The sequence below is a fragment of the Paenibacillus sp. FSL M7-0420 genome (genome assembly GCF_038002345.1).
Lineage (GTDB): Bacteria > Bacillota > Bacilli > Paenibacillales > Paenibacillaceae > Paenibacillus_AQ.
In genome coordinates this window covers 3,395,381-3,413,741 of the sequence record NZ_JBBOCJ010000001.1, presented here as the reverse complement: position 1 = coordinate 3,413,741, position 18,361 = coordinate 3,395,381, and the positions used below count along the sequence as shown (strand labels likewise).

General features: G+C 53.5%; 14 protein-coding genes. All 14 read right to left on the bottom strand.

All coding sequences use genetic code 11. The annotated features are described in order from the left end of the window. Positions 1 to 5: 5 nt before the first annotated feature. The 14 genes from pssA to MKX51_RS33210 all read right to left on the bottom strand — a co-directional run bounded on the left by pssA (position 6) and on the right by MKX51_RS33210 (position 18,285). Positions 6 to 530: a CDP-diacylglycerol--serine O-phosphatidyltransferase gene (gene pssA / locus MKX51_RS14485; protein WP_340940875.1), complete on the bottom strand. Its 525-nt coding sequence runs from the start codon at positions 528 to 530 to the stop codon at positions 6 to 8. 42 nt (positions 531 to 572) lie between these two features. Further along, positions 573 to 2,327, bottom strand: coding sequence for a sensor histidine kinase (locus MKX51_RS14480; protein ID WP_340940877.1), 1,755 nt, complete (start codon positions 2,325 to 2,327; stop codon positions 573 to 575). Next, entirely contained in the window at positions 2,324 to 3,004 is a 681-nt protein-coding gene (locus MKX51_RS14475; protein WP_340992856.1) for a response regulator transcription factor, read from the bottom strand. Before MKX51_RS14475 ends, MKX51_RS14480 begins: the two co-directional genes overlap by 4 nt. Positions 3,005 to 3,701: 697 nt before the next feature. Further along, on the bottom strand, positions 3,702 to 5,543 hold the full coding sequence (locus tag MKX51_RS14470) for an ABC transporter ATP-binding protein (RefSeq protein WP_340992855.1): 1,842 nt from the start codon (positions 5,541 to 5,543) through the stop codon (positions 3,702 to 3,704). Next, positions 5,527 to 7,272 (bottom strand): ABC transporter ATP-binding protein, encoded by a 1,746-nt coding sequence (locus tag MKX51_RS14465; RefSeq protein WP_340992854.1) that lies wholly within the window; start codon positions 7,270 to 7,272, stop codon positions 5,527 to 5,529. Before MKX51_RS14465 ends, MKX51_RS14470 begins: the two co-directional genes overlap by 17 nt. 44 nt (positions 7,273 to 7,316) lie before the next feature. Next, positions 7,317 to 7,802, bottom strand: a complete 486-nt coding sequence (locus MKX51_RS14460; protein WP_340992853.1) for a nitroreductase family protein — start codon at positions 7,800 to 7,802, stop codon at positions 7,317 to 7,319. A gap of 168 nt (positions 7,803 to 7,970) precedes the next feature. Further along, positions 7,971 to 9,044 (bottom strand): IS200/IS605 family element RNA-guided endonuclease TnpB, encoded by a 1,074-nt coding sequence (tnpB, locus tag MKX51_RS14455; protein WP_340992852.1) that lies wholly within the window; start codon positions 9,042 to 9,044, stop codon positions 7,971 to 7,973. Between the two features lie 6 nt (positions 9,045 to 9,050). Next, positions 9,051 to 9,452: an IS200/IS605 family transposase gene (gene tnpA / locus MKX51_RS14450; RefSeq protein ID WP_076154137.1), complete on the bottom strand. Its 402-nt coding sequence runs from the start codon at positions 9,450 to 9,452 to the stop codon at positions 9,051 to 9,053. A gap of 573 nt (positions 9,453 to 10,025) precedes the next feature. Further along, the gene (locus tag MKX51_RS14445) at positions 10,026 to 10,967 is read right to left on the bottom strand and encodes a ketopantoate reductase family protein (protein WP_340992851.1); all 942 of its coding nucleotides are present in this window, start codon (positions 10,965 to 10,967) and stop codon (positions 10,026 to 10,028) included. A gap of 175 nt (positions 10,968 to 11,142) precedes the next feature. Beyond that, positions 11,143 to 13,464, bottom strand: coding sequence for a universal stress protein (locus MKX51_RS14440; RefSeq protein WP_340992850.1), 2,322 nt, complete (start codon positions 13,462 to 13,464; stop codon positions 11,143 to 11,145). A gap of 63 nt (positions 13,465 to 13,527) precedes the next feature. After that, the gene (kdpC, locus tag MKX51_RS14435; RefSeq protein ID WP_340992849.1) at positions 13,528 to 14,148 is read right to left on the bottom strand and encodes a potassium-transporting ATPase subunit KdpC; all 621 of its coding nucleotides are present in this window, start codon (positions 14,146 to 14,148) and stop codon (positions 13,528 to 13,530) included. Between the two features lie 43 nt (positions 14,149 to 14,191). Continuing rightward, positions 14,192 to 16,225: a potassium-transporting ATPase subunit KdpB gene (gene kdpB, locus MKX51_RS14430; protein ID WP_340992848.1), complete on the bottom strand. Its 2,034-nt coding sequence runs from the start codon at positions 16,223 to 16,225 to the stop codon at positions 14,192 to 14,194. A gap of 18 nt (positions 16,226 to 16,243) precedes the next feature. Continuing rightward, complete coding sequence (gene kdpA / locus MKX51_RS14425; protein ID WP_340992847.1) at positions 16,244 to 17,920, bottom strand: potassium-transporting ATPase subunit KdpA; 1,677 nt, start codon at positions 17,918 to 17,920, stop codon at positions 16,244 to 16,246. Positions 17,921 to 18,207: 287 nt separating this feature from the next. Then, positions 18,208 to 18,285 carry a potassium-transporting ATPase subunit F gene (locus MKX51_RS33210; protein WP_076154139.1) on the bottom strand — a complete coding sequence of 26 codons (78 nt, stop codon included), beginning with the start codon at positions 18,283 to 18,285 and terminating at the stop codon, positions 18,208 to 18,210. Positions 18,286 to 18,361 lie beyond the last annotated feature (76 nt).

Below are 18,361 nucleotides of genomic sequence, written 5' to 3'. Positions count from 1 at the left end.
AACAATCACTTCCTGTTAACGAATTTTTTGAACGAAGGGAATGGAACCCTGCTTATCATCAGTATGGACAACAGTCCCATAATTAAAATGACCATTTCCGGCTTCAGCCGCTCACCTATAAGTGTGGTCATCGACAGAAGCAATCCGGCTGCCGTAATCGGCATGCCCACGAAGCCCTTGGAAGGAGCCGAGATATTGAATCTGGCCAGCCGCAGCGCCCCGCAGATCAGGAATGCGACCGCAGCCACAGGTCCGACCCACTGCACATTCTCCAGACGGTATAACAGAATAAGAAAGACGGGAGCGATACCAAACGAAATAATATCCGCCAAAGAGTCCAGTTGTTTGCCGAAATCACTGGTGCAATGGAGCATCCGGGCGAGCAGTCCGTCCATAACATCGCATATTGCAGCCAGCAGTATCATTAATAAAGCAAGATCATAACGTTCCTCAATCGTGAATAGCAGGGAAATTGATCCGAAGCCCAGGTTCCCCAGTGTGCACATTGAAGGCAGCCAGCTCCATTTCATTGCTGTTCACTCCTTTCCAGACAAATTGGTAATTGGGGCGGCTCAGCCTTCAAAGCTTATACTAAAACAGACGCCGTCCGTGGTGTTCATCACTGCATACCGGCAGCCATGCATATCTAAAATTTGCTTCGCAATGGATAATCCGAGTCCGGTTCCTCCCGTCAGACGGCTGCGTGAAGCCTCGATCCGGTAGAAGCGCTCCCAGATATGCGCCAGCTGATCCTCGGGGATTCTCTCCCCTTTATTGTGTATGGTGAACAGAAGCTTCTTAGGCTGACTCTCCAATGTAACGGTTATGGTACTGCTCTCTTCGGCATGACGGATCGCGTTGGTCAGCAGATTGCTGAGCACCTGTTCAATCCATGTAGCATCCGCATATACAGGCAATTCATTCGCCGGAATAATGACCACATCCAGCTGCTTAGTCTGGAGGGAATGCACCAGTTTACCGGTCACCTTTTCGGTCATTTCGCTCAGCATGAATGAGCTTTTGCGCAGCTTGATCGTGCCGGACTCCAGCCGGGCCAGGTCCAGCATATCTTTTACCAGGAACTCCATCTTGTCAGCCTCTTCGATAATGACCTTGATGTAATGATCCTGCTTGCCGGCGCTCACCCCATCCTCCAGACCCTCGGCGAAGCCCTTGATGATGCTAAGCGGCGTCTTCAGCTCATGGGAGGCACTGGCAAAAAAGTCCTGCTGCATCTGCTCCAGCTTCTTCTTCTGCTCCATCTCCTCCACCAGCTGCTGATTCGTCTCCCGAAGCTCGCCCAGTGCAGTATCCAGACTTTGGGACAAGGTGAACATGCTTCTGGACAGGTTGCCCAGCTCATCCTTCTGGCGGATGGAGGCATGGCCGGTGAAATCGAGCGCTACCATCCGTTTGGCCGTATTATTGAGCTTGATCAAGGGCCGGGTCACCATCTTGGAATAGAACAGCGAGAGGACCAGAATCAGCACGAACCCGCCAAGCCCTAAGTATAAAAAGAACCAGCGCAGCGCTTCATTGGAATCCTTAACATCCTGCAGCGAGGTCACTGAGAACAACAGCTCAATCTCCCCGCTTGCCTGCTTCACGGGCAGAATCATCACGGAATTGCGGATACCGCTCCAGGGAGCCGTCCACTCTTCCTTGATCATGTTCAGTTTGCCCAGGCTCTCCAGCTGCCCCGTATTTAACGGGAACCAGTCCTCTACGGCCTCGAACAGGATGCCCTGGCGCGGGTTCCATATTTTCAGATCCGGCAGGACCAGCTCCGTAATCGTCCCGGTAATGCTTGTGTTGCCCAGCTCCGCCTCCTCGCCTACCGGCTGGAACCCCTGTTTGGTAATCATGAGCGGGAAAAACTGATTGCCGAGGTCATTCTCGCCAGTGACAAGCTCTCCCTGGATGGTAACCCGGTCATTCTCTTTCAAATGGGCCGACCGGAGCATATCCCCGAACTGATTCATGAACAGGGACATAGGGATCACCTGAGTCTGGCCTTTATCGTCAATCAGCTTCATGCGGAACGGATCTTCCGACTTCATCCGGCCGTCCAGCTTCAGAATGACCATCTGTGTCTTGTTGCGCAGCATGAACCGGACCAGCTCGCGGGAAGTCCGGGTTCTGCCCCAGGCTTCTTTGGTGTAGCTTGTCCCGAAGCTCTTGAGATGCTTCTCCACACGGGACTCCTTCTGCGTCTGGTAGAAGCGGTCGAACAGCAGGAACTGGCTGAGGATTACCATCCCGTAGAAACAGACGAAGAAGATTACGGTCATCACGAACAGCTTGAAGGTAATACCCCATCTTTTCATTCCTCGTCCTCGAATCTGTAGCCGGTTCCAATGACCGTGCGGATGTGGCGGGATTCATACCCCAGCTTGCTGCGCAGTTTCTTGATGTGGCTGTCCACGACCCGGGAGTCCCCCTCGAATTCAATTCCCCACACCCGGCTGAGGATGGTATCCCGCGAGACCACATGGCCCTTGTTGCGGATCAGCAGCCACAGGAGATCATACTCCTTCGGGGTAAGCTCGACATCGGCGCCTTCCACTTCTAGACGGTGCGCCATCGTATTGAAAATGGCCGAGCCAAATCTCACTACACCGGATTCTGGCTGGTGTGCGCCTTCGACCCGTTTCATCAGCGCGGCAGCCCGGGCCACCAGCACCTTTGGACTGAACGGCTTAGTTACATAATCATCGGCGCCCAGCTCGAAGCCGTGTATTTTGTCGTCATCAGCGGATTTGGCGGTCAGCAGAATGATCGGGGTCGCCGATTTCTTGCGGATCTCCCGGCATACCTGAAATCCGTCCATTTTGGGCATCATAATATCCAGAATCAGCAAATCCGGCATCAGCGAATCGAACCACAGGAGCGCGTCCTGCCCATTATCGGCTTCGCGCACCTCCCAGCCGTCCTGTATGAAGTAATCCGACACCAGCTCACGGATACGCAGCTCGTCTTCGACAAGCAATAGCTTTTTGTTCAATGTACTCCCTGCTTTCAACCCGTTTATACCTCTCAGCATAGTCGAGTGTTATGTCCTTTATGTGTCCTGGGGTGAAATTGGCTGAAAAGATGGGTAGATATTGTGTTCTGAAAAGCATGTTGGTGTTACTTGGAAGGCCCTTGGTTTAGAGTACGATGTACGTCTTAGCTCGGATGAACGCTGCGCAAACGGAACGTTGTTACAATCGCTGTTGTGTCCAGATTTTTATTATTTTTACCTAATCGGTGAAAATCCGGACACAAAGGCGAACGCTCCGCTTTTCCACAATCGTTCCGCCCGCTCCGCTGTTTGAGCTAAAAGTGCTACTTAGATTGAACCTCAAACATACTCAAAGAGAAAGTTTGCCACTTATCAAAAATCCGAAAGAGAAAGTAGCCCCACTGAACACAAATGTTGCAATTTTTGCAGGAACTCTGTCCGTTTTGAGCTCAGATAATGAACATTGTTGTAATTAGTGCAGGAATTCGCTGCGATTCACGGCTGAGGAACACACATTGTTGTAATTAGTGCAGGATTTCCATCAGCACGGTGCTGGATTATGAACATTGTTGCATTCTGTGCAGGAATTCCCTCAGACTAATAGCGGCTGAAGCCAAAACGCAAAACAGCGATTCTCTATTAAACGGAGGATCGCTGTCTGCTATTTAATCATCGTACCTTAATCGGCGTGCCTTGCTTACCCGGCTTCAAAAGCCTGCTTGAACTGGCTGTTATACAGCTCGGAATATATCCCTTGCAGCGCAAGGAGCTGGCTGTGGCTTCCCTGCTCGGCGATCTGCCCGCCCTGGATGACCAGAATCCGGTCAGCATCCTGAATGGTGCTGAGCCGGTGGGCGATTACGAAGCTGGTGCGGCCCTTCATCAGTGTCCGCATGGCCTGCTGGATATGCATCTCTGTCCGGGTATCCACACTGCTCGTTGCCTCATCCAGAATGAGGATGGCCGGATCGGCCAGGATGGCCCGGGCAATCGTCAGCAGTTGGCGCTGGCCGTGGCTCAAGGTCGTCCCGTCCGTACCCAGCAATGTATCATACCCCTGCGGCATCCGCGCAATGAAGCCGCTGACGTTGGCGAGATTAGCGGCTTCCTCCACCTCACGGTCTGTGGCCTCCAGGCGGCCGAACCGGATATTCTCGCGGATGGTTCCCGAGAAGACATGAGCGTCCTGCAGCACCATGCCGAGCTGGCGGCGCAGACCGTTTTTACCCAGCTCCCGGATATCCCTGCCGTCGATCAGCAGCTCACCGCCGCTCACTTCATAGAAGCGCGTCAGCAGGTTGACAATAGTCGTCTTCCCCGCTCCGGTCGGCCCGACCAGGGCGATAGTCTCACCCGGCTGTGCGGTGAAGCTTACCCCGTTCAGAATAGGCTCGCCCGGCTGATAGCCGAACACTACATCCCGGAAAACAACTTCCCCGCGTATCCGCTCCAGTTCCTGAGGCTGCTCCCCGCTGTACTCAGAAGGCATATCCATCACTTCAAATACGCGCTCGGCACCGGCAATTGCCGATTGGATCAGGTTATACTGGTTCGCAAGGTCGGAGATGGGCCGGCCGAACTGCTTGGCATAGTTCAGCATACTGACGATGACCCCCACGGTAACCAGCCCATGATAAGCCATCCAGCCGCCAATGCCGGCAATCAGCGCAAAGTTCAGATTGTTAATCAGGTTCATTACTGGTCCTACCAGGCCTGATACGATCTGCGCCTTAATGCTAGCTTTGTTAAGCTCCCCGCTTATTCCTCGGAATCTGGCGACCTCCGCCTGTTCTCTGCGGTATTGCTTGATCACCTTTTGGCCGCTGACCGCTTCTTCAATGAAGCCGTTCAGCTCACCCAGATGCTGCTGCTGATCCTTGAAGTAGATCCGGCTTAAGCCGGTAATCCGGCGGCTCGCCAGTACGACCAGCGGAATGGTTACCAGAGCAACTCCAGTCAACGGCACATTCAGCATCAGCATAATGACCAATGAGCCGCTAAGTGTAATCAGACTGTTCAGCAGCTGGGTTACACTCTGATTCAGCGAGTTCGAGACGTTGTCGATGTCATTAGTTGCACGGCTCATTAGCTCACCGTTAGCATGGGTATCGAAGAAGCTGACCGGCAGCTCCTGGTATTTGGCGAACAGGTCCCGCCGTAACTCATACACCGTGCGCTGCGAGACGGAGGTCATCACATAAGCCTGAACCCAAGAGACGGCGCTGCCCAGCAGATAAATGCCGCCCAGAAGGAGACAGAACCGGACCAGCAGACTATAATCCTGCGGGAGGATCGCGGTATCAATAGCTTTTCCTAGCAGGTAGGGACCGATCAGGGCGAGAACAGCATTCAGCATCGTGAATACATAGACCATAATCAGCCCTGTCCGCTGACGGTTCAGATAGGACCAGATGCGGAGGATGGTTGCCTTGCTATTCTTCGGACGTACCTTGGGGGTTACGCCAACACGGCCGGGAGGCCCGCCGCCTAACGCTCCAGGTCCGCCGGGAGCCTGCTCCCTTTTACGTTGACTGGACATAGGGCTCCTCCTCTTCCTTCAGCTGGGAGTGACGGATGTCCCGGTAGATCTCGCTGCCTGCCATCAGCTCGGTATGCGTACCCTGTGCGGCGATCCGGCCGTTCTCCAGAATCAAGATCCGGTCGGCATCTATAATGGAAGACACCCGCTGGGCAATCATAACGACAGTAGAGTCCTGAAGCTCCGTCTTCAGCAGCAGGCGGATGCTTGCTTCGGTAACCGCATCCAGAGCGCTGGTGCTGTCATCCAGAATCAGAATGGCCGGCTTAATTAACAGCGCACGTGCAATGGACAGACGCTGCTTTTGTCCGCCTGACAGGTTCACCCCGCGTTGTCCGAGCTGCGTGTCGTAGCCTTGCGGCATAGCTGTAATGAATCCATGTGCTTCTGCGGCCACAGCCGCCTGCTTCACTTCTTCATCTGTTGCTTCCGGCCGTCCGTAACGGATATTATCCCTGATACTGCCGCTGAACAGCAGGGACTGCTGCATTACGAAGCCGATCCGGCTCCGCAGATGCTCCAGGCTAATCTCACGGATGTCTGTTCCGTCGATCAGAACGGCACCGGACAAGACCTCATAGAATCTTGGAATCAGACTAACCAGGGTAGACTTTCCTGCTCCAGTTGCCCCCAGAATAGCGATCGTCTCCCCGGGGCTGGCTGCAAAGCTGATATCCTCCAGCACAAGATTCTCATCCCCGCGGTTATAGGCGAAGGAGACCTTGCTGAATTCAATCCGTCCGAGCGTAATGGCTGCTTGATCCGCCGCAGGCGCTTCGGTAATTTCACTTGTGGCGGCGAACACTTCGTTCACTCGGTCTCCCGACACCTTGGCCCGTGATACGAAGGCAAGCATCGTGCTCAGCATCATCATCGACATGAGCAATTGAGTAACATAGTTAATGAAGGCAATTAGTTCACCAACGGGCAGCGCCCCGTTCCAGTTCTGTATGCCTCCGAACCAGAGCACGGCAATAATGCTGGCATTCAGAATCAGCATCATAAGCGGCATATTCAGCGCCATCAGGCGGATCGCCCGGATTCCGGTGTCGGTATAGCCTGTATTGGCTGTATTAAACCGCTTCTGCTCATGGTCTCCACGGACGAAGGCCTTGATTACACGAATGCCGGTGAGATTCTCCTGCAGCACATTGCTCACCCCATCCAGCTTCTCCTGCATCCGGGCAAATAGCGGAAAAGAAAGCCGGATCAGCACAAACAGCAGGATGAACAGCAGCGGAACCGCAGCGAGCAGGATCAACGCCAGGGACGGGCTGATCCGCACCGCCATGATCAGACTGCCGATCAGCAGCAGCGGTGACCGCACGAAGCTCCGCAGAATCATCTGCACGAAGGTCTGGAGCTGCACCACATCGTTAGTCAGCCGGGTGATCAGCGAGCCGGTCTTCAGCCGGTCCAAATTGCGGTTGGAGAAGGTCTGGATATGCTCAAAGAGCTTAATCCGCAGATCATTCCCGAAATTCTGTGAGGCAATACTTGCACATATCGCACAGCCCACACCGCCGGTCATCCCGATGACAGCGATTCCAATCATAATGCCGCCTGTGGAGAGGATATGCGATAAATCATTCTTCATCAGGCCTTTATCTACAATGCTGGCCATAAGTGCAGGCTGCAGCAGGTCCATCACTACTTCAACTACCATTAACAGCGGGGCAAGCACGCTCCAGAGCGCGTATGGCTTCATGAAGCCCCTGAGCTTCCACATTCCGTTCACCTTCATCTCATCAGTCGTTGCATCCGTTCGCCTGTTTAGGGTAAATATGTGATTTTATCCGTTATTGGCGTTCTCTGCTTGGCAGCAGGTACTTCCGAGGGATAGCCTACGGCAAGCACTCCAATGACATCCTGCTCCTCAGGAACGCCTAGCACCTCACGGCCCTTGGCCGTACCACCGAGCGACGACCAGAACACACCTGCGCCGGCCTCATGGGCTGCCAGCATGAAATTCTGGATATAGCAGGACACAGCCATGATGTTCTCTTCGCGCTCCATTGTCGAAGCGGCAGGCTTGGATAAGACTCCAATCAACACAGGAGCACCGCCAAAATCAGTCTTATGGTTCAGCGCTGCCCGGGTCTGCGGCCCAATGAACAGCAGCTCCCACGGCTCATTCATCCGGTGGTTCGGAGCATAGCTGGCAGCCTCCAGCCAAGTATTAAGCTCCTCCTTTTTAATCGGGTCTGGCCGGAAGGCCTTAATCGTTCTTCGCGTTTGAATAGTATCGATGATAGTCATAGGTAGTCCACTCCTTCTGTTGTATTTGTAGCCACATGGTAATAAGCATATCTCTTTAGCACGGTGAACTACCATCCACCTAAGAGGTGGCGGCTTCTTGGTCAATGAAGCTACTGCTCCAAGTTTACCCAAGCTCAAAGGCTAGTCCCTAGCCCAATCATTGCAATATCACATGGCTAGTTTCAGTAGGTTTTGAGCAGCGTTTACATCGCGATTATGATGCACGTTACATTCTGGACAAGTCCACTCTCGCAAGGCGAGATTCTTCACCTCTGCGTTCTTATAACCGCAACAGGAGCAAAGCTGACTGCTTGCATAGTGCTTAGGGGCAATAATCAGTTCTCTGCCATACCATTGAGCCTTATATTCAAGCATGGAACGGAACATACTCCAAGATACCTCGCTAATCGCTTTTGCAAGTTTGTGATTCTGCATCATATTCTTTACACGTAAGTCTTCCATCACGATGACTTGGTTTTCGTTTATCATTTTGGCAGACGTTTTATGCAAGAAGTCTTTACGCTGATTCGCTATTTTTTCATGGTGCTTGGCAACTTTCAGCCTAGCCTTTTGACGGTTATGGCTCCCCTTCTTCTTCCGCGATACATCCTTTTGCAGCTTCGCTAATCGCTTTTCAGACGTACGCAAGTATTTAGGATTGGATATGATTTCGCCATTTGAAGTAATAGCAAAGTCTTTCAGCCCAAGATCAACGCCAATCTTCGTATGCATGTTGGGCAACTGGACGATATCCGTTTCAACCAATACGGAAGCATAATACTTTCCAGTTGGTGTTTTTGAAATCGTACATGATTTGATCAGCCCCACGAATGGTCGGTGCAGCTTGATTTTGATGCCAGTTTTTAGCTTTGGAATCTTGAGATATCCATCTTCTATAGCCACTGTTCCCTTTTGGTTATTCGTTGTGAAGCTATGATTATTCGTCTTCTTGCTCTTGAATTTAGGAAATCCCGTTTTCTTATCCCGTAAAAAATTCTTATACGCCTTGTCTAAATTTAGTTGTGTATTCGCTAAGGCAAGGCTATCGACTTCTTTCAGCCAGTCGAATTCCTTTTTGTATTGTGCAGGTGTATTCCTCAGCATCGTTTCCGTTTGCTTGTAATGTTCAATTTTATCTGCAAGCATTCTGTTGTAGATGAAGCGAACGCATCCGAACACTTTAGCGAAGTAGTGTTGTTGCCCATGGCTTGGATAGATACGGTATTTGTAGGCTTTCAGCAATGGCGATCACCCTTTCACACCTTGGTTTTCGATGTATTTTTGAATGACGTCTATTGGCGCTTCACCCGTTGTAAGCAAGCAATAGGAGCGTGACCAAAAAGCCTCTTTCCAAAGTGATTTTCGGAGGGTAGGAAACTCCTTCTTGATCAGCCTAGATGATGCACTCTTATAAGCGTTGAGAAATTTAGAAATGTCGGTATTAGGATGCGTTTTCATTAGGACATGAACGTGATCCCTGTCATGATTCCATTCCTGCAAAGTCACATTGTAAGTAGGCTGAATGTATGCAAATATCTCTTTCAGACGTTCGGATATTGGATCTGTAATGACTTTCCTACGATACTTGATGACTAGAATAAGGTGGAAGTGAAGGGAGAACACTGAATGGTTATTCGAGTCTAATTTCATTGATTCACTGACCTTTCCAAGATACGACTGAATACTTTTATTATAGCATCTTAGACGGTTAGAATCCATGTAGATTAGACCGTTTCCATTCATCCCCCACTTAAAGAAGATGGGAGAATTCTGTCAACTGAGGGTTAAATCACAAGACTTCATAAATTAATTGGAACATTATGTATATGGTGTTAATGATTTTTTTATGCTGAAAGTGAATGGGCTCCTGGGAAAAAACAGCCTTACCCATCTGTCCTCTCACCAGCGCAATGTAATCAGTTTTTCGATTACATCCAGTCATCTGTCCTCTCGCGAGCACATTGTAATCGGTTTTCCGATTACATTTGGCCATCCGCCCTCTAACCAGCGCAATGTAATCGGTTTTTCGATTACATCTGGCCATCTGCCATCTCACGAGCACATTGTATCGGTTTTCCGCATACATTGTGCCTTCACCTACTCGCAGGAGCAAAAACAGCCCAGCAAACTCCGCCTTAGCGGAGATTCCTGAGCTGTTCTTTTGGAGGAGTATATCTGTTCAAATGTTCATATGTTCATCTTTACTCCGTTCATGCGTTCATCCTAACCCTGCTCCAGCGCATATTTCCTCATCGTTTGCTGCTTGAAATCATCCCACGCCGGTGTGGACAGACGGGCTTGCTGCATCAGAGGCTCAAAGGCTTGATAGAGCGCTGCAATCTCGCTGAATGAGCCATCGATCAGCTTCATGAAGGGTAGCTTTTGTAACCATCTCAACCCTTGGGCAAGCAGTGCCGGGTGCTTCTTCGCTCCGTTAACCAGGGAGGCCGGGTTAACGGGTAAGCCCAGCGTGGAGAGCACGCGGAACCCTTCATCCATTAGGGCAACTGCCTGTTTCCAGCGGGCGGAGTCTCTGCTTGCATGTGCCAAATCAAAATCATAGAGATAAATGACCGACATCACCGGGATAATTGAAACAATGTGACTCAGGAGCCAGGCGTTAATATCCTGCGAATAATCCAGCTTATACTTCGTCTGACGGAAGGCCTCCGCAAGCTCCGTCTTGAACGGAACCTCACCCTCCAGACTGCCCAGCACCATCTTGCCGCCACCGCTTACAACGATGACACGCCCGTCTTCCTCACGGGTCCCCCCGTTAATCTGGAAGCCAAACGCAATATTCTGCGGAATCCGGCTATTCCCCTTGAAGAACTGCTGCATCCCGCCGGTATCCCCGTTATTGCCGACAAGCACAATATTTTTACTTCCGTTGTCTGCCAGCGCCGGCAGCACCGCCGGGAAGTCATTGTATTTCATCACTACGAAGATCAGATCATAGACATCATCCCTCCGCAGCTCGGATATCACCTTCACCTGATCTACAGTCGTTTTGCGCTGAAAATAATGCCGGAGGACCAGTCCGTCCTTCTTCAATTGGCCCGCCCGCTTCGTTCTGGCCAGTATGGTGACCTCATTCCCGCCCCGTACCAGCACATGTGCCAAATAACTGCCTATTACCCCTGCACCCATCACTAATATTCGCATCTCGAATCCCCTCTCCGCTTCAAACAGTTGTATTCAAATAAACATCTGTTCATTATGTTAGCGGCGGGACCTCATTCACGCAATTGCCAATGGTGCCGGGGATGTCAATTACTGAACAAACCCGTGCAAATTGTACATTAGCCGCACAGGGCCGCAGGACTGCATGCAGACAGGTTCATTCCATCATCTGCGTATGAACGGCCACGATCAGCATATCCATATGCCGGGCATGCCGCAGCAGATATTGAACAAAGCTGGTAGAGAACAGGCTGCGCAGGAACGGTCTGCGGGACTGGCCGATGATCAGCTGTGTAGTCTGCATGTCATTCATCCGCTGGAGCAAATGCTTATAGAGATGCTTGCGGCTTCCCGCCTCCGTAATGTCCATTACCCCGCCCAGCCGCTCGGTCAGAGCCTTCAGCGTATCCAGCCGCTTCTGCTCCTCCGCCGTCTTCATGCGGGTACAGTGCACGTAGTGAACATGCCACTCCGCCTTCAGGCGGTGTGCAATGCGGAAGCCGCGGCGGACCAGCCGTTCAGCCTGCGGACCTGTGTCTACACAGACGAAGATAACCTCCCGTCTGCTCCAGGGCCCGCGCAAGGCAGGCTCACGCTCCCAGGCCTCCAGCCGTTCATCCACATCATCGGCGATCTCGCGGAGCGCCAGCTCCCGCAGCGCGATCAGATTGCCGATCTTGAAGAAGGACTCCAGTGCCTGATTGACCTTCTCCTGCGCATAGATCTTCCCTTCCCGCATCCGCTGCTGCAGCATCTGCGGAGTCACATCAATCAGCTCCACCTCACTCGCCATCCGCAGGATGGCATCCGGCACCGTCTCACGCACACGCACACCAGTTAACTGCTCCACCGCATCGTTCAGGCTCTCCAGATGCTGCACATTGACCGTGGTAATGACAGAGATCCCGTTCTCCAGCAGCTTCATAACATCCTCATAACGCTTGCGGGTCACGCTTCCCGGAACATTCGTGTGGGCCAGCTCATCCACCAGCACCACCTCGGGATGGCGGGCGATAATCGCCGCTGTATCCATCTCCGTAAGCTCGGTGGACTGGTAGGCAATCCGCGCTCTAGGAATCATCGTTAACTTGCCCACCTGTTTGCCAGTTTCCTCTCGCCCATGGGTCTCCAGCAGCCCGATGACCACATCGATGCCCTTGCCCAGCAGCAGATTACCTTCCTGGAGCATCTTGTAGGTTTTGCCTACGCCCGGGGCTGCGCCGATGTACACCTTGAAGGTGCCCCGGCGGATATCCTCGATCCGCTTCTCCAGCTCCCGGCCGGTCAGCCGGTGGAACGGTTCTGCCGCCATCTTCACTGCGGAACGGACCGGCAGAACCCGTTCCCCCTCCTGCTCGGCACGGTCAGCCATCAGGAACACATCGATATTCCGCGTCCGCCGCAGGACACGGCTGGCTATGGAGCCCTGCCACTTCTCCTGCCAGCGGCTTTTCTGCGAATGCCCCATCACAATTCGGGTGACATTGTTTTGAATGGCGTAGCGCACAAGCATGGCGGGCAGCATCCGCAGACGTATCAGCTCCACCTCCTCGAACCGGGCCTGAATCCGCTCGGTCAGCTTGCGGATGGAGCGCTTGAATACCTGCTGATCTTTGGTCAACGGATGGCCGCGCAGGAGGAAGGTAACGATAAGCAGGTCTCCGTTCAACCGTTTGGCAATCTGCTGTCCTCTTCTAATATAGAGGGAGCCGTTCCAATGATACTGCGCGGATACCAGAATCCGCTCTGTTGCACCCGAAGGGCCGATCAGTCCCTCGGCCTCGCGGTGCTTTTCGAGAGAATCATTTACCCCTTCCGCCATCAGCCGCAGTGACACCTCACGGAGTACGCCAAGGTTGCCCCTGAGGGATAGTGCCGGATGCGCGCCTTCACCAAGCACTCCCTCCTCCAGCCGCTTGAGAATGGTCTCCGGGGACACATCGATCAGCCGTACCTCATCGGCGAGTTCCAGTGTATTGAGTGGCACGGTGCACTCCGCACGGATGCCGGTCATTTCATAGATTTGCTCGCCCACACCGGCCAGCTCATAGACATTAATAGTCGTAATTACGCTGATGCCCTGATCCATCAGATAACGGATGTCCGCAAGCCTTGTCATGAACCGTGCCTCTTCGCGGTTGCGGTGGGCCAGACCATCGACCAGCAGCACCTCAGGATTGCGCTCCACCAGCGCTTCAAGCGGCAGATCCTTCTCCTCCTTGCCGTCCTTCAGCCAGTGAATACTGGGCACGCGCTCCAGATCGCCAAGCTGCTGAACCGTCTCCGCCCGGCCCATAGTGGAGACCGCACTGATCACGACATCGATCCCCTGGTGCTTCAGCAGCTTGCCTTCCTCCAGCATATGATAGGTTTTGCCGGAGCCGCTGACCGAGCCGATGATGATCTTCAGCCGCCCCCGCTGGAGCTGGTAGATAGAATATAGAATCTCCTCAGGAGACTTGCGTTTATAGGGCGCCACGGACTCACCTTCCTTCTATTCTCACAACTCACATCTGGAGGAAGCAGTCTGTGCAGAGTCAGCTTATTTCGCTATCTCCGTCAGCGCCAGATTCAGCTTCAGCACATTCACCCGTTTCTCTCCGAAAAGCCCCAGATCACGCCCTTCGGTATGCTCCTTCACCAGTGCTTCAAGGGTATCTGCCGGAATGCCGGTCAGCTTGCCGATCCGGGGAACCTGCACGAGCGCCGCAGCCGGTGAAATATGCGGATCAAGACCCGAGCCTGAATTCGTTATCAGATCCACAGGGAGCTGACTTACAGGGACGCCGGGATTGTCCAGCTTCCACTGGGTAATCGAATCCTTCGTGCGCTGAAGCAGTTCAGGATTCGATGGGCCATAGTTATTCGAGCCTGAGGCTTCGGCCTTGTACCCGATACTGGATACACGGCTCTGGAACATTGCCTGATTCGTGAAGCTCTGCCCGATCAGCGCAGAACCGACGACCTTCCCGGAAGCATCCTTCAGCAGGCTGCCGTTCGCCTGGGCAGGCAGCAGCACCTGGGCCAGCGCGGTGGAAGCCAGCGGATAGATCATTCCGCAGAGAATAATGAATACTATGCTTAACCTCACTGTAGTGAAGACAAAAGCTGCTGGTGAAGCGGAGACCTGCTCTCCGGTTGTCTCATGAGTAGATTGTGCCATGATGATTACGCCCTCCTTATATAGTCAATCGTCAGCCGGACCCCTAGATCCATATACTGACTAGCATATCAATCAGCTTGATGCCGGCGAATGGAACAGCGACCCCGCCCAGACCATAGATGACAATGTTGCGCGTCAGCAGCCTGGTAGAACTCATCGGCTTATAGGAGACCCCCCGCATCGCGAGCGGAATCAGCAGCGGGATGATGATGGCATTGAAGATCAGCGCCGAGATTATCGCCGAGCTTGGGGACCCCAGCCCCATGATGTTCAGGGCTTCCATCTCAGGAATAGCGAGCGTGAACATCGCCGGAATGATCGCAAAATACTTGGCAATATCGTTAGCGATGCTGAACGTGGTCAGCGCCCCGCGCGTCATAAGAAGCTGCTTCCCGATGGCTACAACCTCGATGATCTTGGACGGATCAGAATCCAGATCCACCATATTGGCCGCTTCCTTGGCAGCGGTTGTCCCGCTGTTCATCGCCAGCCCCACATCGGCCTGGGCCAGCGCGGGAGCATCGTTCGTTCCATCCCCGGTCATGGCGACCAGCTTACCCTCGTTCTGCTCCCGGCGGATCACCGCAATCTTATCCTCCGGGGTACTCTCGGCAATGAAATCATCAACCCCGGCTTCACGGGCAATCGTGGCTGCGGTCAGCGGGTTATCCCCGGTACACATAATCGTCTTGATTCCCATGCTGCGCAGCTCGTCGAAGCGCTCCTTCATCCCTGGCTTAACCGTATCCTTCAGGTAGATCAGCCCGTAGATCCGGTTATCTACAGCAACTGCAAGCGGAGTGCCGCCCAGCCGGGCAATAGCATCCGAGTTGCTGTCCAGATCAGACGGCACGGTGCCGCCCCGGGACAGCACCCACTTCTTCACGGAATCCACCGCTCCCTTGCGCACAGAGCGTCCATCCCGGAGATCTATCCCGCTCATCCGGCTCTCCGCCTTGAACTCAATGAACTCCCCGCCGTCCGCGAGGCTGCTCTCATAATGAAGCTCCAGCTTCTTCGCCAGCTCCAGGACAGAGCGTCCTTCGGGCGTCTCATCCTTCAGCGAGCTGACCGCCGCCCAGGCGGCAAGCTCGGCTACTGATGCTTCGCCCACTGCTACGAACTCACTGGCCATCCGGTTGCCGAAGGTAATCGTCCCCGTCTTATCCAGAATCATCGTGTTGATGTCCCCGGCAGCTTCCACTGCCTTCCCGGACATCGCCAGGACGTTGAACTGCGTCACCCGGTCCATGCCCGCTATCCCGATGGCCGACAGCAGCCCGCCGATGGTGGTCGGAATCAGGCAGACGAGCAGCGCGATCATGACCGGTATCTCCAGCTTCACCCCGATATAATCCGCGATGGGACGCAGGGTAACGACGACAATCAGGAAAATAATCGTGAGGCTGATCAGCAGCGTGTTCAGGGCAATCTCATTCGGTGTCTTCTGGCGCTTCGCCCCTTCGACCAGCGAGATCATCCGGTCCAGGAACGATTCCCCCGGATCACTGGTGATCCGCACCTTGATCTGGTCGCTGACTACGCGGGTACCGCCGGTCACGGAGCCGAAGTCGCCTCCGGCTTCCTTAATGACCGGGGCCGACTCTCCGGTGATGGCCGATTCGTCTACAGAAGCCAGCCCTTCGGTTACTTCCCCGTCGCCGGGAATCAGTTCGCCCTGGCTGACGACTACGATATCGCCTTTGCGCAGCTCAGAGGCAGGTACCTGCTTGACCCCTGATCCCGCCAGCTTATTGGCGGTGATGTCCTGCTTGGTTTTTTTGAGCGAATCGGCTTGTGCCTTGCCCCGGCCCTCCGCCAGCGCTTCCGCGAAGTTAGCGAACAGCACAGTGAACAGCAGGATGAAGAACACGGTTATATTGAAGCCTACCGCATGCTCCGCATGGAAATACGCGGGCGCCAGCACCATAAGCAAGACGATAACCGTCCCGACCTCCACGACGAACATGACCGGATTCTTCATTAGCGTTACCGGGTTCAGCTTCACCAGACTATCCTTGGCAGCACTTAGCAGGATGGGACCCGTCAGCAGCTTCTTTCTGTGTACAGTACTCATTCTCTTCTCTCCCTCTCCCTACCGTAAAGTCAAATATTCTGCAATCGGACCGAGGACAATCACCGGCAGGAAGGTCAGCGCGCCGATAATCAGCACCGTACCGATCAGAATACCAGTGAACAGCCCGTTATCCGTGCGGAAGGTTCCAATGGTCTCCGGCACCGGCTTCTTGCGCAGCAGGGAACCGGCAACCGCCAGCATGGCGATCATTGAGACATACCGGCCCAGCAGCATGACCACACCGGTGGTGATATTCCAGAAGGAGGTATTATCCGCCAGCCCTTCGAAGCCCGAGCCGTTATTGGCCGCAGACGATACGTATTCATACAGCACCTGGGTCATCCCGTGGAAGCCGGGGTTACTGATACTTCCTTTACCGAGCTCCGTCAGAAAAGCAGCCGCCGTCGGCACCAGAATAATCAGCGGATGAATCAGAATTGCGATGGCGATCAGCTTCATCTCCCGCGCTTCAATCTTGCGGCCCAGGAACTCCGGCGTCCGGCCCACCATCAGCCCGCAGAGGAACACGCCGAGGATCGCATACATGAGCATATTGATCAGCCCGACCCCTTTGCCGCCGAATACATTATTCAGCATCATCAGGGTCAGCGGGGTAATACTGCCGAGCGGCGTCAGCGTATCATGCATATTGTTCACACTGCCGGTGGTGGCCGCCGTTGTAACAGTGGTGAACAGCGCCGACTGTGCGATGCCGAACCGGACCTCTTTTCCCTCCATACTGCCCTGTGAAGCATCTATCCCCATGGCGTTAATCGCCGGGTTGCCCGCCCTTTCCGCAGCGTAATTCAATCCCAGCAATACCACGAACAGCGTCATCATCGCGCCAAAAATCATCCAGCCCTGCCGCTTGTTCCCGGCGAACTTCCCGTACATATACGGCAGAGACGCGGGCAGCAGCCACATGGAGAGGATCTCCAGCACATTGCTCAGCGGACCCGGATTCTCAAAAGGATGGGCAGAGTTAGCTCCGAAGAAGCCCCCGCCGTTCGTCCCGATATGCTTAATGGACTCCAGGGAGGCCACCGGACCGATAGCAATCTGCTGGGTCTGCCCTTCAAGCGTGGTGACTTCCAGCGTAGGTTTCAGAGTCTGCGGCACATGAAGCGCTACAAGCGCCAGTGTTACAAGCAGTGCCAGTGGAATGAAGATCCGGATATGCGCTTTGACGAAGTCCTCGAAGAAGTTCCCCACCGAGCTGCGTCCCGTAATCCCTCTGACAAAAGCAACCGCGACCGAAAAGCCGCTGGCGGCCGAGGTGAACATCAGCATCGTCATGACCGCCATCTGTGAGAAGTAGGACACGCCGCTCTCCCCGCTGTAATGCTGGAGGTTCGTATTGGTCATGAAGCTGATTACCGTATTGAAGGTGAGCGTCTCTTCCATATTGCCGATCCCGTTCGGGTTGAGCGGAAGCCCCTTTTGCAGCCGCAGAAAGAGATAACTGAATACCACCAATACAATGTTCGTTACAATGAAGCTGAGCGCATATTTCTTCCAGGACATCCCGCCCCGCTGCTTCAGCCCGATCAGACGATAAATCCCCTTCTCCGCTGCGCCGAACACCCGGTCTGTCCGGTTCGGTTCATTTGAGAATACATGATATAGATAAGTGCCCACCGGCTTCACCAGCAGTACGAGTATTAAGATGACGACTACAATCTGCACAATCCCCACGGATGGCCCTCCTTTTAATATAACTATCAATTTAAGTCTTTGTTTTTCTTCTGCCCTATCCCTTCCTGTACAAGCTGAATTTGGAATTGATCTTTATGGATAGAGTGCCGGAGGGGAAATTTGGAACTGTAGGAGCAGTAGCGACCGCCTTTGTCTCCGGATTTCATCCGCAATTAGCGATACAAACCAAGAAATTTGGAGACAACAGCGGCCGGAAGTCCAAATGTTCTCCGCAGGCACGGATGATCCATAACTTAGATTCTCAGTCAGCTTGAACAGCCCCCACCTTAGAATTTTTCAGGATGAATCAAAGCATAGCCCAAATACAGAAACAGCAGCGCAGTAGCTGCGAGGACAACTGCCATTACTCCGTCCCCCCTTGCTCATCGGTCACACGGCTGCACCATTGTACAAACGCATAGAATACCGTGAATATCGCTG